The 26024-nt window shown below is 52.8% G+C and carries 22 protein-coding genes and 1 tRNA gene; 10 read left to right on the top strand and 13 right to left on the bottom strand.

Annotation, left to right across the window (positions count from 1 at the left end; genetic code table 11):
• Positions 1–41: 41 nt before the first annotated feature.
• From QET40_RS08740 to QET40_RS08730, 3 genes are read right to left on the bottom strand one after another with little or no spacing between them, the layout of a single operon-like run.
• On the bottom strand, positions 42–3413 hold the full coding sequence (locus tag QET40_RS08740) for a DUF5107 domain-containing protein (protein WP_280126789.1): 3372 nt from the start codon (positions 3411–3413) through the stop codon (positions 42–44).
• Positions 3414–3472: 59 nt separating this feature from the next.
• Positions 3473–4846, bottom strand: coding sequence for a sugar porter family MFS transporter (locus QET40_RS08735; protein WP_280126788.1), 1374 nt, complete (start codon positions 4844–4846; stop codon positions 3473–3475).
• A gap of 35 nt (positions 4847–4881) precedes the next feature.
• Positions 4882–7599: a sugar-binding domain-containing protein gene (locus QET40_RS08730; protein WP_345783066.1), complete on the bottom strand. Its 2718-nt coding sequence runs from the start codon at positions 7597–7599 to the stop codon at positions 4882–4884.
• Between the two features lie 316 nt (positions 7600–7915).
• On the opposite strand from QET40_RS08730, the gene QET40_RS08725 reads away from it, so the two are divergent.
• On the top strand, positions 7916–8968 hold the full coding sequence (locus QET40_RS08725; protein WP_280126786.1) for a LacI family DNA-binding transcriptional regulator: 1053 nt from the start codon (positions 7916–7918) through the stop codon (positions 8966–8968).
• 17 nt (positions 8969–8985) lie between these two features.
• Here QET40_RS08725 and QET40_RS08720 read toward each other — a convergent pair.
• Positions 8986–9060 (bottom strand) — tRNA-Val (locus QET40_RS08720).
• 202 nt (positions 9061–9262) lie between these two features.
• Here QET40_RS08720 and trxB point away from each other — a divergent pair.
• Together trxB and QET40_RS08710 are read left to right on the top strand one after the other, a co-directional pair.
• Positions 9263–10192 carry a thioredoxin-disulfide reductase gene (gene trxB / locus QET40_RS08715; protein WP_280126785.1) on the top strand — a complete coding sequence of 310 codons (930 nt, stop codon included), beginning with the start codon at positions 9263–9265 and terminating at the stop codon, positions 10190–10192.
• 41 nt (positions 10193–10233) lie between these two features.
• Positions 10234–11613 carry an L-serine ammonia-lyase gene (locus tag QET40_RS08710; protein WP_280126784.1) on the top strand — a complete coding sequence of 460 codons (1380 nt, stop codon included), beginning with the start codon at positions 10234–10236 and terminating at the stop codon, positions 11611–11613.
• A 122-nt stretch (positions 11614–11735) separates the two neighbouring features.
• Here QET40_RS08710 and QET40_RS08705 read toward each other — a convergent pair whose 3' ends face one another.
• Positions 11736–12095, bottom strand: coding sequence for a hypothetical protein (locus tag QET40_RS08705; protein ID WP_280126783.1), 360 nt, complete (start codon positions 12093–12095; stop codon positions 11736–11738).
• 125 nt (positions 12096–12220) lie between these two features.
• Between QET40_RS08705 and QET40_RS08700 the strand changes: the two genes are divergently transcribed.
• Positions 12221–12946: a GDSL-type esterase/lipase family protein gene (locus tag QET40_RS08700; RefSeq protein ID WP_280126782.1), complete on the top strand. Its 726-nt coding sequence runs from the start codon at positions 12221–12223 to the stop codon at positions 12944–12946.
• Between the two features lie 24 nt (positions 12947–12970).
• On the opposite strand, the gene QET40_RS08695 is transcribed toward QET40_RS08700, so the two are convergent.
• Positions 12971–13669: a hypothetical protein gene (locus QET40_RS08695; RefSeq protein WP_280126781.1), complete on the bottom strand. Its 699-nt coding sequence runs from the start codon at positions 13667–13669 to the stop codon at positions 12971–12973.
• 143 nt (positions 13670–13812) lie between these two features.
• Between QET40_RS08695 and QET40_RS08690 the strand changes: the two genes are divergently transcribed.
• Genes QET40_RS08690 through QET40_RS08670 form a run of 5 tightly spaced genes read left to right on the top strand, consistent with a single transcriptional unit; the run spans position 13813 to position 18140 of the window.
• Complete coding sequence (locus QET40_RS08690) at positions 13813–14826, top strand: aspartate-semialdehyde dehydrogenase (RefSeq protein WP_280126780.1); 1014 nt, start codon at positions 13813–13815, stop codon at positions 14824–14826.
• Between the two features lie 36 nt (positions 14827–14862).
• Positions 14863–15747, top strand: coding sequence for a farnesyl diphosphate synthase (locus QET40_RS08685; RefSeq protein ID WP_280126779.1), 885 nt, complete (start codon positions 14863–14865; stop codon positions 15745–15747).
• A gap of 22 nt (positions 15748–15769) precedes the next feature.
• Positions 15770–16624, top strand: coding sequence for a carboxylating nicotinate-nucleotide diphosphorylase (nadC, locus tag QET40_RS08680; RefSeq protein WP_280126778.1), 855 nt, complete (start codon positions 15770–15772; stop codon positions 16622–16624).
• 41 nt (positions 16625–16665) lie between these two features.
• Positions 16666–17304 (top strand): pyridoxamine 5'-phosphate oxidase, encoded by a 639-nt coding sequence (pdxH, locus tag QET40_RS08675; RefSeq protein ID WP_280126777.1) that lies wholly within the window; start codon positions 16666–16668, stop codon positions 17302–17304.
• Positions 17301–18140 (top strand): D-hexose-6-phosphate mutarotase, encoded by an 840-nt coding sequence (locus QET40_RS08670; protein ID WP_280126776.1) that lies wholly within the window; start codon positions 17301–17303, stop codon positions 18138–18140. The genes pdxH and QET40_RS08670 overlap by 4 nt, the downstream gene beginning before the upstream one ends.
• 53 nt (positions 18141–18193) lie before the next feature.
• On the opposite strand, the gene folP is transcribed toward QET40_RS08670, so the two are convergent.
• On the bottom strand, positions 18194–19144 hold the full coding sequence (gene folP, locus QET40_RS08665) for a dihydropteroate synthase (RefSeq protein ID WP_280126775.1): 951 nt from the start codon (positions 19142–19144) through the stop codon (positions 18194–18196).
• A 107-nt stretch (positions 19145–19251) separates the two neighbouring features.
• Here folP and QET40_RS08660 point away from each other — a divergent pair, with 107 nt between their 5' ends.
• Complete coding sequence (locus QET40_RS08660; protein ID WP_280126774.1) at positions 19252–19830, top strand: hypothetical protein; 579 nt, start codon at positions 19252–19254, stop codon at positions 19828–19830.
• Positions 19831–20082: 252 nt separating this feature from the next.
• Here the strand turns inward: QET40_RS08660 and QET40_RS08655 are convergent, their stop codons facing one another.
• The 6 genes from QET40_RS08655 to QET40_RS08630 all read right to left on the bottom strand — a co-directional run bounded on the left by QET40_RS08655 (position 20083) and on the right by QET40_RS08630 (position 25997).
• Positions 20083–20517 carry an exosortase system-associated protein, TIGR04073 family gene (locus tag QET40_RS08655; protein ID WP_280126773.1) on the bottom strand — a complete coding sequence of 145 codons (435 nt, stop codon included), beginning with the start codon at positions 20515–20517 and terminating at the stop codon, positions 20083–20085.
• A gap of 58 nt (positions 20518–20575) precedes the next feature.
• Positions 20576–21583 (bottom strand): NAD(P)H-dependent glycerol-3-phosphate dehydrogenase, encoded by a 1008-nt coding sequence (locus QET40_RS08650; RefSeq protein ID WP_280126772.1) that lies wholly within the window; start codon positions 21581–21583, stop codon positions 20576–20578.
• Positions 21584–22237 (bottom strand): glycerol-3-phosphate 1-O-acyltransferase PlsY, encoded by a 654-nt coding sequence (gene plsY, locus QET40_RS08645; protein ID WP_280126771.1) that lies wholly within the window; start codon positions 22235–22237, stop codon positions 21584–21586.
• 139 nt (positions 22238–22376) lie between these two features.
• Positions 22377–24221 (bottom strand): DEAD/DEAH box helicase, encoded by a 1845-nt coding sequence (locus tag QET40_RS08640; protein WP_280126770.1) that lies wholly within the window; start codon positions 24219–24221, stop codon positions 22377–22379.
• Between the two features lie 121 nt (positions 24222–24342).
• Positions 24343–24834 carry an HAD-IA family hydrolase gene (locus tag QET40_RS08635; protein ID WP_280126769.1) on the bottom strand — a complete coding sequence of 164 codons (492 nt, stop codon included), beginning with the start codon at positions 24832–24834 and terminating at the stop codon, positions 24343–24345.
• A 125-nt stretch (positions 24835–24959) separates the two neighbouring features.
• Positions 24960–25997 (bottom strand): DUF6268 family outer membrane beta-barrel protein, encoded by a 1038-nt coding sequence (locus QET40_RS08630; RefSeq protein WP_280126768.1) that lies wholly within the window; start codon positions 25995–25997, stop codon positions 24960–24962.
• Between the last annotated feature and the right edge of the window lie 27 nt (positions 25998–26024).

Here is a 26024-nt window from a genome sequence, read left to right as displayed (position 1 = left end):
CATACAATCGATGATTGATATTCGCTTCCCATATATGGGGTCTAGTTCATTAGAATTTTCCTGTGAATCAGAACACCCTGATGGGAAGGTGACAGGGAAAGTACCTCATCGAAGCAAGTTGCAGTCTCAGTCTGCTTTTCCAAGCCCAGATAGCCCAAGCCCATCACGTAGTAACAGTGAATCCTGTTGCGGCAATTGATATCATCCTCCCAGATGGCGAGATCCGGCAGAGAGACGGCAAAGTAATCAATGCTACACTCATCGTACAAATGCTTTTCCCCGTAAGCCACCAGCTTGTTGAAACAGCCGCGCGCCTTGTCCTCATGCCCCAGGGCACGCCAGGCAAGCCCCTGATAAAAGATCTTGTCCGGCTGAGGATCGTTGTAGAAGAATGCCTGCTGAGGCTCGTTAGAACCCGTTGTGGCCAGCATCAGGAAGCGGGAAGCCTCCTCGTCATACCCCAAGGCACGCAGAGCAAGCCCCTTGTAGTAGTTGATGTCATTTTCCTCGGCATTGGCGAGCTTCCCTTCTCCGAGATTCTCTGGATAAACATCCGTCGCATTCAAGTGTTCCAAGGCTAGTTCCGCCTGCCCCGCGTTCAGGGCGGCTTTGGCCAGGGCCACGTGAGCCACGACGTATTGCCCGGTGATCTTGCCTTCGCCGCCTTCCCAAGGATGGAAATGGCGTCTGGAGATTACATCCAACGCTTCTTCATGGTGTCCCTGAAGGTTGAGCAGGGTAACCAGCTCGACTACGAGATCGTCTCGACCATCCACCACGTCACAATGCTGTTGCAGGAAGTTCAGGCGTTTGTCGGGAGACATGCCTGTTTTTTTGTACAATTGATCCAGCTCCATCAAAATGCGCGAGTCCTGATCATCCAAAGAGTAGGCCTTTTCCAGCAGGGCAATGGCTTCAGCCTTGAGATCGTACTTATTGTAATAGGCGAGAGCCAGATTGCGCAGGACTGTCGGGAAACCAGCATCCAGCTCAATGGAAAGTTCCCAGCACTCGCGGGCGAGATCGTACTGCCGCATGGCATACCAGAAGTTGCCCAGATAGTAGGGAGCCCGCGCATCCGAAGGATTCAGACGCATGGCCTCCTTCAGAATGAGAACTTCCTCGATCCTGTTGGGGAAACACCTGCCGGGGTCCATTGCTTCACCCTTGGAGCAATAGGCACGCGCATCAGCTTCGCGCCCCTGTCGGGCGGCCAGCCAGCCCAGCATGTAGTACACCATGGGGTACACCTCGCCCGATTCCGGAATCGCCATCGAGAGCAGTTCTTCCGCCTCGGCATACAAGCCCGCAGCTGCATAATCGCAGGCATATTCCATGTAGGAATGGGCGTTACCGCGCATGAGTCCCTGCAATTCAGACAATGTGTCAACATCACCGGTCGAAAGGTACAGCTCGAACAGGCACCCCAGATTGAAGCCATCTATTTTGAGGGAATCTTTCGCCCACTTCATCACCTCCTCAATCCTGCCCATCTTGCGAAGGATGGAACACTTTAATTGCCGGGCCTGATGGTTGTGGTAGTTGCGAATCAAGGAACGTTCGACTTCTTCCAGCGCATTGTTCCAGCACCGGACATTGCGACCATCCGGAGCATTGGCACGACGGCAATCGATACGAGCCACTGCCAGGTAGGCGGGATCCTGCCAGGCGGCATTCCAGGTAGCCTTGTAAAAGGCATCGTACGCCTCGTCACAGCGATCCTGCATCAGGAGGCTCCAGCCAAGATTGTAGTATGGTTCGCCATCGTAGGGATTGGGATTCCGCTGCGTCGCCGTGTCGATAGCCTTGCGGAAGTGGCCTTCCGCCAGATCAAAGCGTCCTTTGCGCAGATAGAGCAGTCCCATGGCGTTATTGCAACGGATGTCCCCCGGCTCGCGCTTGAGGGCTTCCATGTAATAATCCTGCGGAAGATAGGTGGCATGGCGGTATTGTTCCAGGTGGTGCCCCGTCAGGAAAAGTTGTTCCATGGATGCAATCTCCGCCGGACGTTTTGCCGCCTGAGCGGGATCCGGCACCGGGTGGATTTCCGCTGGTTCCGGCTGATAGCTCAGGATTTCCCGGCCATCGGCCGCCATCAATTTCAGGCAAATATCCTTTTCCTCGATACTTCCCACCGGAAGTGTCCTGTCGCAAGTCTGTTCCGGCGAAGAATCGAAAATCTCGGTGGCAAGAACATTCCCTTCCGCATCTTCCAAAATCAACTGTAAATCGCTATACCGTCCCGTCGTATAGACAATCACACGCGCCTGACCATCCCGAACTTCGAGATTGACGATCGCCTCGGTCGTTGCGTTCTTGACATAACCAACAGCGGAATACGGGATGAAGTACTGCTTCCACGACTTCTCTTCGTAGGGTTGCAGCCACGAGAAGTCCGGCTGGTTATCGGTGTAAACACCCGTCATCAACTCAATATACGGGCCATCTTCATCGGTGAGGTTGCGATCCCAGGCCTTCCCGAAATCCCCACATCCCCAGGTCCATTGCTTCTTGCCGGGGGAAACATGATGGCTGGCAACATGGAGTACACCCGCCTCATCATCCGTCTGATAGCCCCCGACGAAATCGTATTTGGATTTGACAGCCATGTACGAAGTCGGCACAGGGATATTCTCATACCGGGAAATATCAACGCCTGCAGAATAATCCTGCTTGTAATAGGTTCCCGTCGCAATCGGGAAGGAAGACACATCGCGCTTCCCGTGATCAAACACCGCATGGACATCCGGCGGAAACACAGATTGGTAATACTTATTCACCACCACGGCGGGGTTTGCCCACCACAGGAACGTCTGGGGGAAGGGAGTGCGGTTGTACACATCGACGCAAATTTCCAGATACGAACGGCCGGGATGCAGGGTGAAGCCCTGCCTGGCCTTCGTCCGGAACATGCGCTCCACTTCATTGCACCACACGGTGACACTGCCGTCCGCGTTTTTCTCCACCAGGGCTTCCGTCGGCAAAAAGGTGCTGGGACGGTGATGCTGGGGCCAGTTGAATTCAATACCGCCGGAAATCCATGGCCCGGTAAGCCCGACCAGAGCCGGTTTGACCACTTGGTTGTAATATACAAAGTGGCGTTGTTTCACCTTGTCGTATGCCATGTGCACGCGTCCGCCCAATTCCGGCAGAATCATGATCTTCACATACTCATTCTCCAGGAAAAAAGCCCGATAAGCCTTATCTATTTTCGTGTCTGAAATACTTTCGATAACCGGATAGGGATACACGGAACCGGAACTCCCCTGATAAACGCGTTTTTCCAGAAAGACAGGAGCTTTCTCTTCCTCCCCGGCCTGGTAGGTCGGCAACATGATTGTTTCTTCCCATGCCCGGACCTCGCCCGGGGTGGATACTGTGGATTGAATCAAATAAGCAGTAATGGGTTCCATGACTTTTGTCGTAGTAATATAATAATTTAAAAAATGTTCTGATGAGTCGGAGCTCCAGATTATTTGGCAAGCTCACGCTCAATCTCCTCCAGAGACTTCCGTTTGGTCTCCGGAAGGTACTTCCTGATGAAGAGGAAGCCAGCCACGCAAATGACTCCATACAGCCCAAAGGTGCCTGCTGCACCCATCGAGGCATTGAAGATGGGGAAAGTCCAGGTCAGCAGGAAACATGACACCCACAGGGAAAAAGTAGAAATCCCCATGGCAAGCCCGCGAATCCTGTTCGGGAAGATCTCGGAAATCACCACCCAGGTCACCGGTGCCAGCGTCATGGCATAGGCGGCAATCGCCACCATTACCAGGAGCAGAAGAGGCCAGCCGGAAACCGAATAGTAATAGCACAGCCCCATCACCCCATAGATGCAGGCCAAAGAGATGGAACCCAGACTCATCAAAGTCCGGCGCCCCAGTTTGTCCACCGTGTACATGCCCACAAAAGTGAATACCACATTGGTCACCCCCGTAATGACGATGTTGAACAGAATATCGGACACTTTATAACCCGCCGAAGCAAACACCTCGTGGGCGTAGTTGAAGATCACATTGATCCCGCACCATTGCTGGAAGGCGGCAATCACCACCCCGATCATCACGAGACGGGGCATATTGCCCTGAGTAAGCCGGGAGAGACCTTCGCGGGACGAACTCTTCTTCTCTTCCTCACTACCCTGGACAATCTGAATCAGTTCCTTGCGCGCATTTTCCTCGCCGACAACACGTGCCAGCACACATTCCGCCTTGCCTGCAAAGCCCTTCATCGCCAGCCAGCGCGGACTTTCGGGGATCAGGAAGAGGAAGAGGAAAAAGAGCAACGCCGGAACGTTCTCCGCCCAGAACATCCATCGCCATCCCATCTGGCCATTCCACGTATCGAGGATATTGACTCCATCCTGCACTGGCTCGGCAATGCCCCAGTTGGTCAATTGTGCGGCAAGAATGCCCAGCACAATCGTCAACTGGTTGATCGAGACGTACATTCCACGCTTGTTAGCCGGGGAAATCTCCGCAATGTACATCGGAGAAAGGTTGGACACGATGCCAATGGCAACCCCACCCACCAAACGGTAAATGATAAACCAGAAGATCGAATCCACCCAACCCGTTCCGATAGCGGAAATGATGAAGATGATGGCAGAAATAATCATCAAAGGCTTGCGCCCATACTTGTCCGCCAGAACTCCCGCCACCATCACTCCCATAATGCACCCAATAATGGCACTACCCATCACCCAGCCCTGCATGGCTGGAGAATCCGAAATGCCAAAGTACACCTCATAGAAGGGTTTTGCCCCGCCGATCACGACCCAGTCGTAACCGAACAGCAAACCACCCATGGCCGATACCAGGGAAATGAGAAGAAGGTAAAGTTTCATGGTACTCAGAATGTGTTGAGTGGATTCATCCTGTTTTATTGATTCAGAAGTTGCTTAATGGCCTCGTCATTGCCCTGGTCAACAGCTTTGGGAGCCACGGATGAATCACCGAAAATCATGTCCAGCTCGGGAAGGCTCACCTTGGTTCCGGGAGCAAATTCCTGACCGCCGACATAGTTGGCAATTGATCGGAGCAACTGGCGGGATGCCGGACGCTTCTCCATATTCTTATCCACATCCATGCAGAGAACAAACAACTTGCCCTTGCCCACGGCTGCTTCGAAGGCGATGCCCAGCTTCCTGTTGAATTCATAGGTATCAACACTCTGAATCACGGGCTTCAACTGGCGCAGTGCCGTCAGATCCACCGCCTGGGACGAGTTGAGAATGTCCCACCACTGCCAGTCGGCATATTCATCCGTCGGGAAGTTGCCAAAAGCCTTGCTGTTTTTATCAATCAAGGTACCTACAATCATCGGATTCCAGCGGAACATGATCGGGTTCCAGAAATGACTGGCAAAATGCGTCTTCCTGCCCTTCGCATCGCGGGGAATAAAGAGAACATTTTTGCCCTCATTCAAATCGCGACGGACATTTTCATTCCACTCGCGGGCAATGGTATAGCCTTCCGTCGGAGCCGGAGTCCCCGCTTCGGGGTACACCCAGATATCCCAGGAATTCTTCAGTCCATCGGCACTCGCCAGCTTGAGCGTCAGTTTGGACGGTTTCGTGACGTCCTTCAGCGGGATTTTGACAGAGCCAATTCCCTCAACCGTACTGCATGGAATCTCCTTCATCGGCAGCACGCCATTGATCACGACATCACCGGACTGAGTCTCCAGAGACCACTTGAGATCACCCTTTGGAAGCGGCTTGTTGCCGTAGTGATAGACCTCAAACTGCGCATCGAGTGTTTCTCCACTGCCGTAAACGCGTTGGGGGATGCGGCAAAGAAGAACCGTCGGAGCACAGGACTCACGGTATTTGGCAGGTTTCACCAAGCCCTTGCTCTCCCAGAAGGCATCGAGAAGGCCGACGAAGGCACATCCCTGCCCCGGAAAGTCCGCCAACCCCAGCAACTGGAATCCGCCTGAATTCGGCGTACGGAGGAGGGATTCATTCACTTCCTTATACTGAAGGACAGTATGCGCCCCCGTCGCCTTGAAAAACTCGTCAGCCTGTGCCAACATACCATTGGCATCCAGTCGTTCACGGAACACCTCGAAGTTACGCGGAGCAAGCACTCCCGTATACTTCTTCATTTCATCAAAGTTGGGATACATGCATCTTTGCCCGGACTCGTGGGCAATGACAGGTACGTCAATATCGGATTCCTTCCGCTTGTCCCACATTGTCGAAGGATTGCCTTCGTACACGGTAATCCCTCCCTTGCCGGTAACGTGTGACACATAGAACTGGTCGGACTTGACATGGGTACGCGCTGTCGAAGCAGAATACAGACGCCGGGTATCGTAAGCCTGCGCCTTCTTGACAAGATCCTCCAGCACATTGAAATCACCCTGATTTTCATTCCCATTGCACATCAGGATAAATGAAGGATGGTTGCCGTATTCATCGAGGATCGCGTACATTTCCTTCTCGAAGAAATCGCGGCGCGCCGGGTATTTCCCCACATCCTTGATCCACATGGGAAGTTCCGCCTGCAAATAAATCCCCACTTCGTCCGCGGCCTGGAAGGCAGCCTTCGGCGGACACCAGGAATGGAAGCGGATATGGTTCATCCCATACGACTTGACCGTTTCAAAAATCTTCTTCCAGTCCGCCGGATTCGTCGATGGATACCCAGTCAGCGGGAACACCGCACAATCGAGAGCTCCACGCAAATGGACATTGCGTCCATTCACCTGAACATGGTGTTTGCCCTGAGTCACTTCGCGCATCCCGAACACGGCAGACTTCGAATTCTTCACATCTCCCACGGACAAATCAGCAGTCAATTCATACAAATTGGGAGTGAACTCATCCCACAGCTTCACATCAGCTCCCATCGGAATCTCGGCTGAAACCGTTGCCCCCGCCTTATCCAGCACCACGGGCACCTTCTGCGTGGCAACAAGCTTGCCGCCTTTTTCACGAACGGAGAACATAAGTTCACCCTTCGCCTGTCCGGCATCGGGATTGGAAACCACTGCTTCCACACGCACACTCGTGCTGGCAAGCTGGGGCATAGTCTTGAGCTTGTCCACACGGATGCGGTCATCCGCAATCAACTCCATCTCCCCGACAATACCATTCCAGTTCGTCTGCGTGTACTCCGTCGTCCCGTGGTTCCACTGGTCCATAGGGTACTTGAGGCGGTTGTCCACGCAAATAGTAATTTCATGTTCGCCGGGCGTGAGTTGCTTCGTCAAAACAAAACGATTCGGCGTGCTCAAACGCTCATCTACGGCAACCGGATTGCCATCGACATACACAGATGTCTCCCAATGGCAACGTTCCAGATGCAGCACAATCTCCTTGCCTGCCCAGGATTCCGGGATAACGACACTCTTGCGATACCAGGCCGGCCCCATAAACTCGAACTTTCGCGTCAGGCGATCCACATGACGAGCCGGATTGGCAACCCCCTTCCCCGCCTGATCCGTCGTACCGGGCAGCAGAATGGTGTCGTTCAGATCCTTCTTATATAACTCGGAGCCGGGTGTCTTGCCAAAGCCCATCATGTCCAACTGGAACTGCCAGGTACCGGACAAGTCGATCGTTTCTTCGGCCATGACCGGAGCCAGCCCCATCAGGCCGCAGCACAAAAGGCTGGCAGCATGGTATAATCTCGACCGGAAACCATGTCGGCAGGATGTGTTCTGATTCTTGTTCATATCTTGATTGTCTGCTTAAGATTGGGGAATTTATCTTCGTTTGGCGATGAAGTTCAGTCTTTGCTATGAAGAAAAAACGTAGCGGATTCAACATCTTTAGTGCATTTGAATCCATTAACGCGAGTTTAACGAAAAAACACATTGAAGTCGTTGATTGTCACCTCTATGTTATCAGAACAGATTTCCTGTTTTTAACGCATTCGAAACGTAAAACACCTAGGAGAAACATCTCATGAATCGAGACAAAGTAACTCTTCACGACATCGCCAAGGCCGCTGGCGTCTCCCAAATGACTGTATCCCGAGCCATCAGGGGAGCTCCCGGAGTCAGCAAACAATTGCAACGCTCAATCACTAAACTGGCTTTGTCCATGGGATATGTACCCAACCGTAGCCTTCATGAACTCGGCAGGCACGGTTCCTCCATGACTGTCGGAGTCATCCTCCCCTATCTGGGCAACACCATCTTTGCCGAAATTCTGGAAAACATCGAAGCCATCCTATCCTCATACGGTTATCGTATTCTTCTCTGCTGTACTTTCAACAATCTCATCAAGGAATTTCACGATGTATCCTGCCTGCTCGAACGGCAAGTCAACGGCATTATCTGGGCACCCCTCCATCTGGAAGACAGCATACCCGCTGCCACCATCATCAAAAAACAGCACTGCCCCCTCGTGTTCGTCGACAGGAAAATCCCTCAATGGAAGTCAGACTCCGTCCTGGCGGACGACTTCGACGGTTCCCTGGCTCTGACCAGGCATCTGTTGGAAATGGGACACACCCGTATTGCTTACGTTGGAGCCAAGCAAGACTCTTACGTCGAATGGGAAAGAAAACGGGGATTCCTGGAGGGAATGCAGGAACGCAACCTGTCCGTACCCGACGAATGGATCATCAGGGGAGACTCCGACATCGCCGGAGGAAAAAAGGCGGCAAGCCAACTTTTGAAATGCAGGCCAAAGCCCGATGCCGTCCTCTGTTTCAACGACTCCCTGTCCATCGGGGTCGAAATGGGCCTCCTGGAACACGGTATCAACATACCGCAGCAAATAGCCCTGGCTGGTTTTTCCGGTACTTTGGAAATGGAAACGGCACGAGTCCCAATCACGGGAGTCTTTCAGGACGCCGTCGCCCTTGGCAAAACCTCGGCAGAATTCCTTTTGAAGCGTATGATCAATACCAAAGTCAAACTTGCCCACGAAGAAAAAATCCTGCCCACAAAACTCGTTGCCAGGGAGTCCACTATCGGACCCCAGAAAAAGGAAAAGCCCGCAAGTTATTGAACTTACGAGCTTTATAATGGTACAGGGAGAGGGATTCGAACCCCCGACCAACTGCGTGTAAAACAGCCGCTCTACCACTGAGCTATCCCTGCATGAAACTGGAAGGTGAAGGGCTTATACGAACGATCATCCTACTTGGCAAGAAAAATCATCCAAGAAGACATCGATTTACCCCGGGAAACTCATCTCATTCGGAAGGATTCCATGCCGCGATTAGGGATATGCGATGGCAGTTTTTTGGCTCGTCAATACCCGGACAGGCTCTATGATACAGGGTAAAACGACAGGAAAATCATGAGCGAAAACGTCATTATCATTGGAGCCGGCTGCGCCGGATACACAGCTGCCATTTATACAGCCAGGGCCAACCTGACTCCGCTTGTCATCACGGGATCCCAAATCGGCGGTCAATTGACAACAACAACTGAAGTGGAAAACTTCCCCGGCTTTCCGGAAGGAATCATGGGGCCGGATCTCATGTTCCGCATGCAGGAACAGGCAGAAAAATTCGGAACGCGCTTTGCTTATGAAGATGTCATTTCCGTAATCAAGGACGAAGCGACAGGATTGTTCACCATCAAGACATCCAGCCAGGAGTACCAGTCCAAGACAGTTATTGTCGCCACAGGGGCTTCCGCACGCTACCCGGGCATCGAAGGAGAAGAAAAACTGATCGGCCACGGCCTGACAGCCTGCGCCACATGCGACGGCGCTTTCTACCGGGATGTTCCCGTTGCCGTCGTCGGCGGAGGCGACAGTGCCTGCGAAGAAGCCGCCTTCCTGACTCGCTTTGCCTCCAAGGTCTATCTCATCCACCGCCGGGACACTCTCCGTGCCTCCAGAATCATGGCGGAACGAACGCTGGCAAACGAGAAGATCACTCCCGTTTGGAATTCCGTCATTTCCGGTTACATAACGGATGACAAGGGAGAAGTAGACGGAGCCATCCTTACCGATACCCGGACAGGAGCAACCTCCGAGCTCCCTCTCAAATGTGTCTTCATGGCCATCGGCCATACACCGAACAGTTCCTTCCTCGGAGATCTCGTCGATCGCGATTCCGCCGGATACATCATGCGGACTCCCGGGCTCATGGCAACCAAGACTCCCGGACTTTTCGCCGCCGGCGATGTAGCCGACCCCCACTATCGCCAGGCCATCTCGTCTGCCGGCATGGGTTGTTCCGCAGCCATCGAAGCGGAACGCTATATCATGGGACATTAATTGCCGTTCCCTTCTTTCAAGAGGCTCATTTTACCCTCTCCATGAACCATTACAGCGTCTTCGAACTGTTCAATATCGGCATCGGGCCCTCGTCGTCCCACACGGTTGGGCCGATGAGGGCAGCCAATCGGTTCCTGAGCAGAATTCAAAAATCTCCGTCATTGGGGCAGATCTCCCGTGTTCTCTGCCAATGCTTCGGCTCACTGTCCGCCACAGGACACGGACACGGTACGGACACGGCTATCATCATGGGTCTCCTGGGAGAATTGCCGGAAGATATTGATCCCAAAACCATTCCGGGCCGTATTGCCGAGCTCGACCGGACTCGGGAACTAACCCTGGCTCCCGGCAAAACTATTGAATTCATCCATTCCAGAGATGTTGACCTGAGCAACTTCACCCCCTTGCCTCTTCACCCTAACGGCATGCACTTCCTGGCACTTGATGCCGAAGAAAAACCTGTGGAAGAAATGGTCATTTATTCCACAGGAGGTGGTTTCATCTCGACGGAAGAGGAATTGCGAAACCCGAAGGATACTCCGGACATTACCTATCCCTTTCCCTATTCCTCTGCAGATGAACTTGTCCGGATGGCACATGATTCCGGAGGCCCCATCTCGGACATTGTCCTTGCCAACGAGTCTGTCTGCAAATCCGAAAAACAAGTTCGCAAGCAACTACGCCACATCTGGCACACGATGCAGCAATGCATCAAAAACGGACTGACAGCCAACGGAACATTGCCCGGCCCCCTCCATGTACCCAGACGAGCCAGAGCACTGCGCAAAACCCTCCTCATCCGGGGCGAAGCCCAATTGCAGGATCCTCTTTCCATTCTGGACTGGGTCAACCTCTACGCTATTGCCGTCAATGAAGAAAATGCAGCCGGCGGACGCGTCGTCACTGCTCCGACCAACGGAGCATCGGGGATCATTCCCGCCGTCCTCAACTACGCGACGAAGTTCTGCTCATCCCCGTACGACGATCCCGTCGAGCGATTCCTTCTTACGGCCGGAGGTATCGCGATCCTCTACAAAAAAAACGCTTCCATTTCCGGTGCCGATGTCGGCTGTCAGGGAGAAGTAGGAGTCGCCTGTTCCATGGCAGCCGCCGCCCTGACAGAATATTTGGGAGGTTCTCCGGAACAGGTGGAAAACGCTGCGGAAATCGGCATTGAACACAACCTTGGGCTCACCTGCGATCCCATCGGTGGACTCGTCCAAATCCCGTGTATCGAACGCAATGCCATCGCTTCGGTCAAAGCTCTCAATGCTGCCCGCATTGCCCTGCGCGGGAGCGGAGACCACTTTGTCCACTTGGACAAGGCCATCCGTACCATGCTGGACACCGGCCGCGACATGCAGTCCAAATACAAGGAAACCGCACAAGGCGGATTGGCCGTCAATGTCGTCAATTGCTAAGGATTCTAGAGTTACGAAGAGAAAAAGAACGACCTTTTCATTCTTCTCATCCCCCCATATGCAACATGGCCCGGTTTCCTAATCGGAAAACCGGGCCACGGAAATACAATAATCGAAAAGCTTTATTCAGCAGAAGCTTCCTTTTCTTTTTCGGCAGCCTTGCGAGCTTCTTTAGCTTCTTCCTTAGCCTTCTTGAGCTCTTCCTTCATCTTTGCTTTTTCGTCAGGATCAAGACGACCGTTCTTGTTCACGTCGTATTTTTCAAGCATTGCCGCTTTCTTTTCAGCGGGGGTCATCCTCTTGACGGGCTTATCGGCAGAAAAGGCAGGAGCGCAAAGGGCTGCAGCAAGCAGAAGGAATATATACTTTTTCATAAACTGGATGTTTTCTTTTGAAAGGTTATCTCTCTTTACTCCACTCCAGTCGGGATGTCTCTCTTTTTTTAAGGCTCCCTCTACATTTTTTCTCATCCATCCGGTCAAGCTTCATTCGCATCATTCCATGATCCCGACCGTTCATGCAACTTGACGAGTCGGAACACCGGACTATATTGGTAAAACTTCTGTCTTTTTCTCTCTACCACAGAAATATTCTCCCTCGTCAAACCATGAAAATTCCGCGTCTTCCCGTCCTAAACCCACTCATACTTGCATTCCTGGCTTCATCCTCCCTTGCCTCCGAACCCATCATCCCGGCAACACGCCCTACGGAAAACACCAGTCACTGGGTACCGGCAAGAACCCGGGAAGTCAAACGCCAGTTGAAAGAACTGCCATGCGATATCCTCTTTGTGGGTGATTCCATCACGGAATGCTGGGAACGGGAGGGTAGGCAAATTTGGCAATCAGTCTTTCTCCCCATGAAAGCCGTCAACTTCGGCATCAGCGGAGACCGTACGGACAATGTCCTCTGGCGCATCAAGGATACCGGGCTTAAAACAACAACTCCACCGAAGTGTTGCATTATCCTGCTTGGAACCAACAACATCGGCAAATGGGATGCCAAACAAAAAACGGACGACATCGTCCGAGGTATCGAATCCGTCTGCAAAGCCATTCGGAAAAAATTCCCGCTGGCTCACCTCATCCTTATGGGAGTAACGCCTTACGGCAACGACCCAGCAGCTCCTCATCGCCGGCAAGGCGATGAAATCAACGCCAAGCTTGCCAAATTAAATCTGCCTTATTCCGATTTCCTGAACTTGAATGACAAAATGCTCAACGAGGACGGGACTCAAAAGGAAGGCCTCTTCAAAGACCATGTCCACCTTACTGCAGCAGGCTACCAAATATGGGCCGATGCCCTACTCCCACTACTTCATAAGCAAAAGTAGACAGAATATATCTCCTGGATCCCACTACTGGGCGCCATTAACCCACTTGCCTCCGCCTTCCGGCAGATAGCCGTTGGAGACAGGGGCATAATAGGTTGATTTTGTATTTCCCCACAGAGGAATCCCGATCAACTTGTTCCACCAGTAGGACATGCTCATTCCCGTGTAGCAACCGTAACTCCAGCATTCGGCATCAGACTGGAAAATTCCGGGTTTGATCTTCTCCAGATCGGTTTCATGAATCCACTGCATGGAAACCGCCATAATCTCATTGCCATAGTCCAGCATGAACGCATAGGCATTGGAATGGCCAAAGTAATAGAAAGACTCTACTTTCTCTCCCCGAGCTCTCGGCACTGCATTTAACGTGGAAATTGCCTCATCGGCGCTTTTCACCCACTTTATGTTCACCTTGTATTTGGAAGCCAGGTCATTAATCCACTGCACGTACGGTTTGCCATCCTCGCGGGCACGCGTCTCATAACCGGGACGGTACACAATCCAGGTAATTTTCGCCTTGGGGTTTTTCTGCTGGATTTGAGCGATGCGAATTGTCGAAGCGCGAACAAAATTCGCCCACCAGTTGTCATGGCGATCCGGTTTGATTCTTAACTGTTCCCAACGTTTCAGGGCAGGACCTCCCGTCAAAACGACATGGGAGGCATGGGACACGCAGGAAAACGCCAGCAGAGCAACGGCAATACCAATAGGGCGAATCGACATGCAGCAACTATCCACACAAGGATTTAGATGTCAATGCAAGGGGAAAGAAAAAATTCATGAGGGGCGCGCTATCGGATTGCCAATCAGCCTCATCCTTGTACACTTCCCGTGCGGACGGATATTACCCCCTCCGACCTGGAACTATGACTCAAGCAATGAACGTCGCAATTGTGGGCGCAACCGGTGCGGTTGGCGTCGAAATTCTCTCTTGTCTCGAAAATCGCAATTTCCCGCTCAAATCTCTGAAACTTCTGGCCTCCGCCCGTTCCGCAGGCAAACAAGTATCCTTCCGGGGCAAGATGCTTACCGTTGAAGAACTCACGGAGAATTCTTTTGAAGGAGTCGATCTCGCCCTGTTCAGCGCAGGCGGCGACATCTCCCGTCAATTCGCTCCGATAGCCGCAGCGGCCGGTTGTGTCGTGGTAGATAATTCCTCGGCCTTTCGCCAGGATCCCGATGTTCCTCTCGTCGTTCCGGAAATCAACCCGGAAGCAGCTCTCAACCACCCGCGCAATATCATCGCCAATCCGAACTGCACGACCATCATCACCCTGATGGCCCTCTATCCACTGCACCTCAAGTTCGTCCTCAAGACGATCATCGCCTCCAGCTACCAGGCCGTTTCCGGTAGCGGTCAGCACGGCATTACCGAATTGGAAAACCAGGTGCGCGCCATCGCGGACGGTCACCCCTTTACTCCCAGCGTCTACCCCTGCCAGATCGCCTTCAACGTCATCCCGCAAATCGACTCCTTTACGGATACCGGGTACACCAAGGAAGAACTCAAAATGCTCAACGAGAGCCGCAAGATCCTCTCCTTGCCCGATCTCAAGGTCACCTGCACCTGTGTCCGCGTCCCCGTATATAGATCTCACTCCATCTCGGCCATAGCCCAATTCGAACGACCGGTTAGCGTCGAAGAAGCCCGTAAAGCCTATGACGGCATGCCTGGTATCGCCATCAAAGACGATCCCGCAACTTCCACCTGGCCCACGCCTCTGGACACAACCTGCCAGGATACCTGCCTCGTCGGACGCATCCGCAAAGACCTCGCCATCGACAACGCCCTCAACCTCTGGGCCGTCGGAGACCAGGTTCTCAAGGGAGCGGCGCTCAATGCCGTACAGATCGCCGAGTTGCTCGTCAAGCACGACTGACAAAACGGCAAACTAGCCCACCAATCCCAACCCGTCATGAATCTCAAGGAATACATCGCACACTGCAACACAATGGTCGAACGAGAACTGGACCGCCTCCTCCCTCCGGAAGAGACGGTACCCTCTACCATTCACCAAGCTATGCGGTACAGTATTTTTGCCGGGGGAAAACGGCTCCGTCCCGTCCTCTGCATGGCAGCTGCCCAAACGTGCGGAGGCAGGGAAGAAGATGCCCTCCTTCCCGCCTGTGTCGTAGAAACCCTGCATACGTATTCCCTGATTCATGATGATCTGCCCGGCATGGATAACGACGACCTGCGGCGCGGCAAACCCACCTGCCACAAAGTCTTCGGCGAAGGAATAGCCATCCTGGCCGGAGACGCTCTGCTGACAGAGGCTTTCGCCATGCTCTCCAGGGTCGAGCCGACGGAAAGATATTCCGTCAAGGACTTCATCGTCGAACTTGCCTCCACCGGAGGCAGCGTCAAATTGATCGGCGGCCAGGTTCTCGACCTCGAAGGGGAACACAAAAAGCTCACCGAACCTGAACTTCGTGCCATTCACGAAGGAAAAACAGCTGCCCTGCTCACCACAGCGCTCCGCTTCGGAGCCATGACGGTCAACGCAACCCCGGAACAACTTGCGAGCCTCACCACATTCGGTTATAATCTGGGGTTGGCCTTTCAAGTCGTCGACGACATTCTGGACGTCACCGCCACCACTGAAGAACTCGGTAAAACCGCCGGCAAAGACGCCAATGCGGAAAAATCCACCTACCCCGCCCTCCTCGGCCTGGAGGGCGCCCGGAAGGAAGCCGATCGCCTTACTCAGGCTGCCATGGATGCTTTGTCCATGTTCCCGGAATCCCGGAAAGAACGCCTCGTCCAGCTGGCGGATTACCTCCTCAACCGTAAGAATTAATTCAATTTCCACTTATAGACTCATGGTCTCCAATAACGTCGATCAACTCATTAAACTCGCCCTGGAAGAAGATTTCGGCACAGGCGACGTCACGTCCCAGTATTTCGTCCCGGAAACCCTCACAGCCAAAGCCATCCTCACTCCCCGGAAAAAAGGAGTCCTCTCCGGCGTAGAAGTAGCCGCCCAAGTCTTCCGTACCGTAGACCCCACGCTGAAAGTAGAAGTGTATCTGCACGATGGAGAAGCCGTAGCTCCGGGGGCCGTCGTCATGTTGATCGAGGGGAAAGCGCAGTCCATTCTCGGAGCCGAACGCACAGCACTCAATTTCATCCAGCGCCTGTCCGGCGTCGCCACCCTGACGCGCAAATACGTCAAGCAAGTATCCCACACCAGCGCACGCATCCTCGACACACGCAAAACAACCCCCGGATACCGTCTGCTCGAAAAAGCGGCCGTCGTTCACGGAGGAGGTACCAATCACCGCCTCGGACTCTATGACCGTGCCATGGTCAAGGACAACCATCTCATGACGGATGGCAATCTGGAACACCTCCAGAAATGCATCAATACGCTCCGAGCCGAAAAACCAGGCGTGGAAATCCAGCTTGAAGCCGACCGACTCGACCAACTCGAAGCTTTTCTCAAGCTCGACGGAGTCGATCACATTCTGCTCGATAACATGTCCCCCGACATGCTCCGCCAAGCCGTTGCCATGCGCGGAGATTCCTCCACTCCTCTGCTGGAAGCCAGCGGCGGAGTCACGATGGAAACCGTCGCCGCTATCGCGGAATCAGGCGTTGATTTCATCTCCGTGGGCTATATCACCCACTCTGCGCCCTCCCTGGACCTCGGACTCGACTTCGCCGTACAAGCCTGATCGGGTTCATCCCCAACCAATCAACTCCTCCGGAAAACGCCATGGATTTATCAAGCTTCAGAAAAGAATACCTCAAAGATACCCTCCACCGCAAGGATCTCCATGCCAATCCGGTCGAGCAATTCCAGATCTGGTTCAATCAGGCGCTGGAGGCCAACATTCCCGAGCCCAACGCCATGAGCGTCGCCACGGTCAACGCACAGGGGCATCCCTCTCTGCGTACTGTCCTGCTCAAGTACTTCAGTGAGGAAGGCTTTGTTTTCTTCACTAACTACGAAAGCCGCAAGGCACACGACATCAGCGAAAACGCGAATGTCTGCATCATGTTTCCCTGGGTTGTCCTCGAACGCCAGATCATCATCTACGGCAAAGCGGAAAAAGTCTCCCGGGCAGAATCCCTGCGCTACTTCATGAAGCGCCCTAAAGATTCCCAGCTGGGAGCATGGGTCTCGCATCAGAGTTCAGTCATTTCCGGCAGGAAGCTTCTGGAAATGAAACTCATGGAGTTGAAACGGAAATTTGCCGACGGAGAGGTTCCCATTCCTTCTTTCTGGGGAGGTTTCCGGATCGTCCCGTCACAAGTCGAATTCTGGCAGGGCGGCCCCGGACGCGTCCATGACCGTTTCATGTACACCCGCCGGGAAGATAATTCCTGGACTATCGAACGTCTCCAGCCATGATCGCCGAACGGACAACTGCCAGCGGACTGCGCTTCCTTGACATCTCTACAGCAGACTGCACCGCCAGCCTGTGCATCCAGGGAGCCCATCTGACCTCATGGAAACCCGCCGGACAGGAACACGACTGTCTCTTCCTTAGCCCGGATACACAGCTGGAACCGGGCAAGGCCATCCGCGGAGGCATTCCCATCTGCTGGCCATGGTTCGGTAAACGTCCCGGGGCTCCTTCTCACGGTATCGCCAGGATTTCGGAGTGGACGCTTGATAACGTCTCTGAAACCGAAGAAGGAGTCCACATATCCCTCCGTCTTCTCCCCGCCGAAGAAGGAATGCCCGTCGCCTTCCTGCGCATCGGTCTTGGGAAAACCCTCACCATGTCTCTCAAGACAACGGCGAGACACCACGCCCACGATCTTACGGAAGCCTTCCACAACTACTTTCTTCTCGGCGATGTCCGCCAAAGCCGCATCACCGGCCTGGGAGATGCTCCTTACGAGGAATTTGCAGGACAAGCCGCCCACCACGCCAAAATCCCTCTTCCTCTTACACTGCATTCCGCCATCGACCGGGTCTATAGCGTGGACGAATCGCTTCAGGAACTCATTCTGGAAGATCACGCCCTGTGCCGCCAGATCCGCATCACCCGGCAGGGAGCCTCATCCGTAGTCATCTGGAACCCTTGGGAAGAAGGAACCCGTTCCATCAACGACCTACCCTCCGGCTCATGGCAGCATTTCCTCTGCGTAGAAACAGCGAATGCCTTGGAGAACATCATTCGCCTGGAACCCGGGCACACCCACATTATCACTCAGACCATCAGCGTAGAATCTCTGTAACTCAATCTTCGACGATACTCTCGTTCATTGAAACCAAGTCATTAGTTATCTGCTCACGCTTCATAGGCTTCCACCGCGCGCAAAAGCTTTAAGCAATCCGCACATTCCCGCACGTCATGGACGCGATGGATCTGGGCTCCGTGTCTGTCGCCGTACATCGTCAGGGCAGCCGTTCCATAGGGCTGGCGACCCCGCTCCAGCTCTCCAAGGATGGTACTAATCATCCGCTTGCGGGAAAGAGCCAGAAGAATCGGGCGTTCTGCGACACGCAATTCCTCAAGGCGGGCAATCAATTCAAGATTATGTTCCAGCGTTTTGCCAAAGCCAATACCGGGATCCCAGCAAATTTGCTCCTCCCTGACCCCCGCACACATCAATGCAGCATAGCGTTCTGAAAAGAAATCTCTGACTTCAGTAACAACACAGTCATATTCCGGAGCATCCTGCATCGTCTTCGGTTCTCCCTTCATATGCATCACCACCACACCGCAGCCTGTCTCTGCACACAGTTCAGCCATCCCAGGAGCCTGCATTCCTTCTATATCATTGATAATATCCGCCCCCGCTTCCAATACGGCACGGGCAACAACCGTCTTACGGGTATCGACGGAAATCAGCACATCCCCGCATACCGCCCTCACAGCGCGAACCACGGGTAAAACGCGGGCCATCTCCACCTCTTCGTCCACATTCTCGGATCCCGGACGCGTCGACTCTCCGCCAATATCAATAATCGCCGCCCCATCCTCTATCATCCGCATGGCATGAACCGTGGCCTGTTCACAGGACATGTGGGCACCTCCATCGGAAAAGGAATCGGGAGTCACGTTCAAAATCCCCATCAATATTCCTCCGGCACCGACATCCAGAGTTTTTCTTCCAGTCTGCCAAATCATGTTCTTCACTATCATGACGGGAGTATTCTGCCCCAAAATCCCCTCCATGATGAGCTTTTTCCGTACCATGCCAGCAAAAAATCCATCCTGTACAGGAGTAGGATTCATGATTCATGCTTGATCATTTGATTGCCTTCCGATCTTTTCTATCATAATACAGAAGTGCAAACAGGACAGTCTGCAGGAAACGACATTCCAACAGCCCATTTACCACCATGAAAAGATTCACTATGTTCCTCGCCATCATCTGCATGGCCATTTCCGGGCTTACCTTCGCCGTTGACGAAGGCTTCAATGACGAAGACGGCCCCTATGTTCGCGTCATCCGCCATGATGACGGTTCCAAAAGCATCTTCAAAAGACTCCCCAACCAAAAGGGCATGCAAAAACGTATGTACAATTCGGTCGGCACTCTGATTTCCGTCACCCAGTACGCCACCGGAAAATGGGGAGAACTCACCGGATGCAAAATCTACGACGGCAAGAAAAATGAAATCTACAAAGTCTCCTACGGCTACGACAAAAAGACCGCCAAGCTGCTGGAAGAACGCATGTACGATTCGAAAACCAACCTTCTCCTGCGCCGCTTCATCTACACCTACGACGATGCCGGCAACCGCAGCAAACCCATCTGCATCAACATCCGTAAGGACGTTGCCGAAGAATACAAAAAGCTGATGGAAGCATCCATGCCCGAAAAGGATCCCTTTGCCGACGATCCCAAACAAGCCCTTCCCACTACTCCTCCGGGAACTCCGGCCCAGGAACCCAATAAGCCCTCACAAAATAAGTAGGAATCTTCGGTTTTTACAACAAAGTTTCAGTAGGGATGCTCCACATATCGGCGGAGCATCCTTTTTTTATCCCGGTATTTTCCCGTGTAGATTCAATCCCGCCTGTACCTGACTGTATCGACATCCTGACGGAACCTCTACGGGTTCATGGGATAGTCAGTAATACTCTCCTTTCGAGAGGTATAAAAAAGAACCGTCCCTTCCAATAAGAGACGGTTCTGAAAACTTACGATAGACTAGCGGATAAACCAATTAGTCGAGCTGGGTACGAGAATAACGGTAGTAGCTCTGGAAGCCCAACTCAGCCGGAAATTCACTCATACCACCGTTGGGATTGTATTCGCGAAGGCCGCTCTGGCCGCAGAAGCCCTGATACGGGGGCTTGTAGGTGCACTTGTAGGTCGGAGCCCAGAAGGTTACGAGTTCGTACAGGCCGTATCCCATTCTCTGAAGCATGCGGGAGGTACCGTCAACGAGGCCGACGGAGAACCCGGCATAGTTGCCATCCTCGGAGTTCCAGCGAATCATCTGGACCGGGATTTCTTCAGCAGAGTAAAGGAGATTGCTCAGAGCACGTCCCAACTTGCGAGAAGGAGTGTACTCGGCAGCAGGAGGAGCCTGAATATCTGCCATGGCTGTGCCCAACAGGCCAGCAGCAAATAGAAGAGTATAAATGGCGCGTTTCATGGTGTTCTTCATATATGACATATCGCTAATGGAAATCAATCGAAAAATGACAAAAGATTTAATCATGTTCCGGACGTGGGTCACGATTCATCAATTCATTTAAGGCAGAAAGAGGGGCTTTCCCTTCATAAAGAACTGAATAGACAGCGTCAATCAAAGGAGTTCTAGCCCCGACTTCCCGTGCCATCTCATAGATGGAACGCGTATTGGGCACGCCTTCCGCCACCATCTTCAGGGAATCCAGCGTTTCCTGGAGAGAAATACCACGGGCCAGGCTCTGTCCGACGCGCTGGTTGCGCGAATGGGAAGAGTAACAAGTCACAACGAGATCGCCCATTCCGGACAACCCCATGAACGTCTCCTTGTTTCCCCCGTAGAGGGAACCGATGCGAGTCATCTCGGCCAGACCGCGCGTCACCAAGGCAGCCAAAGCATTATCCCCGATTTTAAGTCCCACGCAAAGACCGGCCCCAATGGCAAAAACATTCTTGATTGTCCCTCCCAGTTCCATACTGGTCACATCATTGGATGTGTACACACGGAACTTGCCCGTTGACAAAGCTCTCTGGACACGATCGGCATAATCCTGCTCCTCGAACCCGATCAGGGTCGCCGATGGCAACCCCATGCAAATATCCTCTGCATGATTGGGACCGGAAAGCGCACCGATCTTATTGGAGGGAAGGTATTCCTTCAAAATCTGGGTCATTCGGCAATGCGTACCCTGTTCGATTCCCTTCGTACAGGAAACGAGGATAGCGTCCGACCGCAGTCCGGCATTCTGCAATGTGCTGGCCACGGAACGCATCGCTACGGACGGCACGACAATCAATACTAAGTCAGCATCCAGCACTTGGTTTAAATCGGATGTCGGCATGATATTTTCCGCCAAAAGCGGGGCCGCGTCCAATAAAAAAGGATTCCGTCGAGTGGAAGCGAGGAGCTCGGCCTGGGTTTTATCCTGTGTCCACAACACGACATCTCTGCCTGATTCGGCTGCGACCATGGACAACGCTGTTCCCCAAGAGCCTGCGCCGACAATGGCAATTTTTTGTAATTCTTTCATTTATTTCCGGGAAAATGCTTTTGGTTCAGTGCCTTTTAACAGGCGCGAAATATTTGACCGATGCTTGGCAATCACCAAAATGGCCACCAACAGCAAAAAGATAATCACAATGGCGTCCGGCCTCCAGACCAACCCTCCCAATGCAAAAAAACCATAGCAATACAAACCACTCACCACCATGGCTACAGCGGCCACAATACTCGCCAGGGATACATAGCGCGTCGTCAGGAATACAACCAGCCAAACGACTATGGCAATGCCGAACACCTGGGGAGACAGAGCCATCAGGACACCGGCCGTCGTCGCCACTCCCTTACCCCCCTTGAACTGGAGGTAACACGTATACGTATGCCCCACGATCGTTGCCAGGCAAACCAGTACCAGCACCGTTTCCGACATCCAGGCCGAGGAACCGGGCCCCTGCAGGAATGAAGAGAAGTGCGCCCAGCAAAATACAGGGAGAAATCCCTTCATAAAGTCCAATACAAACACAGGGAATCCAAGACTTTTACCCAAGACACGCACAGCATTTGTCGCTCCAATATTATGCGATCCATGTTCTCTCAGGTCGACTCCTTTGATGCGCCCGGCCAGATAACCGAACGGTACGGCACCAATCAGATAGGAAGCAATAATGTACAGAAAAGCGATCACGAATTGGTCAATAATATACGCGTCACAGCACCGCCACGCAACGGTAAACAGACAACACATTTATGAATAATAACATAGAACCGGATCCAACCTTTGCATGGCGGTTTCCGGCTCTATCACATATACCCGGTAAGCACACTTACCAACGGCCTCGCTGGCTGCGGAATCCTCCACCGCTGCGACTGCCACGGTCACGGTAGCCGCCGCGCTCCGAATCGGAAGCGTAACCGCCGCTACGCGAACCGCCGCGCGAATTACCAAAGCGCTCGCCACGACCACCGCGGAAACCTCCGGCAAACGGACGCCGAGAATGACTTCTGCCCCGGTCTTCTCGCTCCGGTCCAGGAGCGCCTTTGTCTTCGCGAACATTGACCTCGTAACCACAAATCGTCGCCGTAGACAGGGCTTCAAGCAACTTGGGGGCAACAGCCGCATCCACTTCAATCAAGGAATGTTTGGGGAACATGCGAATATCCCCGATAGCGCCGCGGTCCATTTCCACCGTATTGTAAAACAACCCCGCAATATCCTTCGGGCGGATGCCCAGCATCTTGCCGCCATTCATAAACAGGGTGACAGATTCTCCATTGCTTTCCCAGGAATCTCCCTTCTGGGGCATTTCACCATCCTCGCGTTCGGTTCCTCGCGACTTGCGCGACGAGAAGCGGGAAGGCTTATCCTCCGGAATTGGCTGAACCTCACGATGGGATTTGCTCTTGACCAGCTCGAAGAGGGCGGACACAAGATCCTCGGCGGAAGCTTCCACTTCGCGCAATTCCTCCGGAAGCCCGGACCCCGGTTTCAATTTTTCGATCACATCATCCACGAGAGACTCCGTGCGCAACTGTTCCACTTCAACGGCAGTCATTACAGGCTCGCAAGAGAGTTTCGTACCGATAAAGCGCTCAATGCGGTTCAATAAAGCAAAATCACGACGTCCGACAAAAGTAATAGCCTTGCCCTTGCGACCGGCGCGAGCCGTACGACCGATACGATGCACATAATCCTCCGGATCGCGAGGCAATTCAAAATTGACCACAGCATCCACATCGTCCACGTCCAGACCGCGGGCAGCAATGTCCGTCGCCACCAGCACTTTCAGGTTGCCTCGGCGGAACGACTCCATCACGCGTTCGCGCATAATCTGGGGCATATCCCCATGGAGGCGGTCCACCGCATAGCCGCGAGCCATTAAACCGTCTACAATATCGTCCACCACCCGCTTCGTGTTGGCAAAAACGAGTCCCATCTTCACACGGCCCGTATCCAGTAAGCGGCTCAACAACTCAATGCGGGATGAAAACACGACCTCGTAGTAAAATTGCTCAATGGTTGGCACCGTCAGCGTCGGACGCTCAATGGCAATTTCTACCGGATCCGTCATGAACCGGGACGCCAGAGCACGGATCTGAGGGGACATGGTTGCAGAGAAGAACAATGTCTGCTTCTTGTCCGGCATCGCATCGGCAATCCGGTCAATGTCTTCCAGAAAACCCATGTCCAGCATCTCGTCCGCTTCATCCAGAATCAACATCTTCAGGTTATCCAAACGCAGTGCGCCGGAATCCATGTGATCCATGATTCTACCGGGCGTACCGACAACGAACTGCACTCCCCGGCGCAAGGCATCCAGCTGGGGTTTGAAAGATGCACCTCCGTAAACGGGAACGGCGGACACCCCGTCCAGAAACAAGGCCAGCTTGTCCACCTCGCGGCAAATTTGAACGGCAAGCTCACGCGTCGGGCACAGGCACAAAACCTGGACGCCTCGTACATCGGTAGAGATCATTTCGAGAGCAGGAATGGCAAAAGCCAGCGTCTTGCCGGATCCCGTATGGGAAAGACCGATGATATCGGAACTGTTCAAGGCCGCCGGAATAGCGCGTTCCTGAATTGCAGAAGGAGTCTCAAAACCGAGAACTTCAATAGCTTCAAGAATTTCAGGGCAAATGCCCAAGGAGGAAAAGGAGGATACGTCTGACATAAATAAATGGAATGAAGGAGCGCTTCAGAACGTTATGAAGCTGACGGTTGATGCTCCTTCTGGCAAGCGCAAAGATGAAAAACTTTGTTCAAATTCATCTTCATCTCTTAAAATAAATAAATTACACACCAAAAATACTTTTCAACTCCTCCACATTTTGTTCAACCCGCATGGGATCGAACCTGTAGGAACGGAATCCGAAGACTTTCCCCGTCAAAATATTCTCAGCCAGATCATCCACATACAACGTCTCTGCCGGATCCAGTTTCAATCCGGAAACTGCATATTCGTACATTCCGTCACCGGGCTTCATCTCTCCGACGACATAAGAATACACGACATTGTCAAAAAACCTGTAAAATGCACTCTTCCGGATTTCTTCCTCATGCAAAGGGTTCGTATTGGAAAAAAGCACCAGACGGACGGAACGCTCCTTCATCCATGCACAAAAATCATGCATCGGGTGGATAGGAGCAAAAATATCGCACCACCGGAAGGAAAATTCATCCGCACTGCCTTGGAAATTCGTTATCTCCATACCACGGCTGATAAATTCTTCAGACCGCAACCCTCCCGATTCAAACAAGGCATACAATTGTCTGAATGCCGTCATTCTCGCTTCATCCGGGATCGAACCACGAAACAGTCCCTCCCACGGATTACTCCGAAGGCGCAACAAAACATTCCCAACGTCTATCAATGCATTCTTGATCATCGGACACATCTCCTCTACAGAAATTAGTAGGCAAACTGCAACCCCGCCTTGATATAAAACCCGGGATCCATCTGCTTTTTCGAAATTTCGTTCCTGCCGTTCGCCGTTTTAAAACGGGCGGAATTATACACGGAAACTCCCGCATCGACCACCAGCTTGGGATGGACTCTCCCCCAAGTTCCCAGTTTCGTCTCCGTGGCAAGTCCGACAATGCCGGATGTCCAGCAAAAACGTTCATAACGCCGATTATGCTTCACCGTCCAGGTACCGGACATAATCGAACAAAACGGACCCCAGGAAAAAACGCCACCCTCATTATTCATCAACGAAAACCGGGTACCCTCGAAATGAAATGTCCATACGGGAGACACCTTCCAGTTCATAATGAAAAACGGAAACAGAGGAGAATCCCCCAACTGCGGAGCATAAGCCATCCCGATGGAATAATCGAATGAATCCGACGCTTTGCTTCGTAACAGCACATGTCCTCCCAAATAGATATCGCGACTGCACCATGTATCCAGATCGGAAGATAGTTCGGGGGTTAGCCCTGCCATCAAATAAGTCGACCCAAACAGACGATATCCGGCCGTCGCGGAAAGCCAGATAGTATATAGGCGGTCCATGTCGAAATCAGCATCCTCTTTCCCATGAATCCAGGTCACGCGCAATGCAGCATCCATATTAAATACAAAACGGTTACCTTTGTCGTTCAAGAGATTGAACTTCGTCATCCAATTCGTCACATGTACATTCCCGGAACCATTTTTCGCCTTCATCGGCCCCAGCAGCTCATAATAGGACTGTGACGGGAAAAGAGGCTTGGGAGAACTCCCCGCACCGCCGCTATTATCATTGATCGAAGGATCATAGGATGAATAATCATAGGCATCATACCCACCCGCACTGCCATAAGCCGAGGATTCATCATACCGAGGGGATGTATTCTGATAAGTATCATACCCATACTCGCTATCATAGTTAGCTCCCTTGGCAACACATGCAGCAAAAATCAGACCTGTAAAGATACTCAATACTCGCTTGGGAAGACACATGTACATGTCTTAGCCGAATCACGCCCCAAAGAA

Origin of the sequence: Akkermansia sp. N21169, assembly GCF_029854675.1 — a bacterium.
GTDB lineage: Bacteria > Verrucomicrobiota > Verrucomicrobiia > Verrucomicrobiales > Akkermansiaceae > Akkermansia.
The sequence above is the reverse complement of the archived record's forward strand: the minus strand, read 5'-3'. Positions and strand labels throughout refer to the sequence as shown.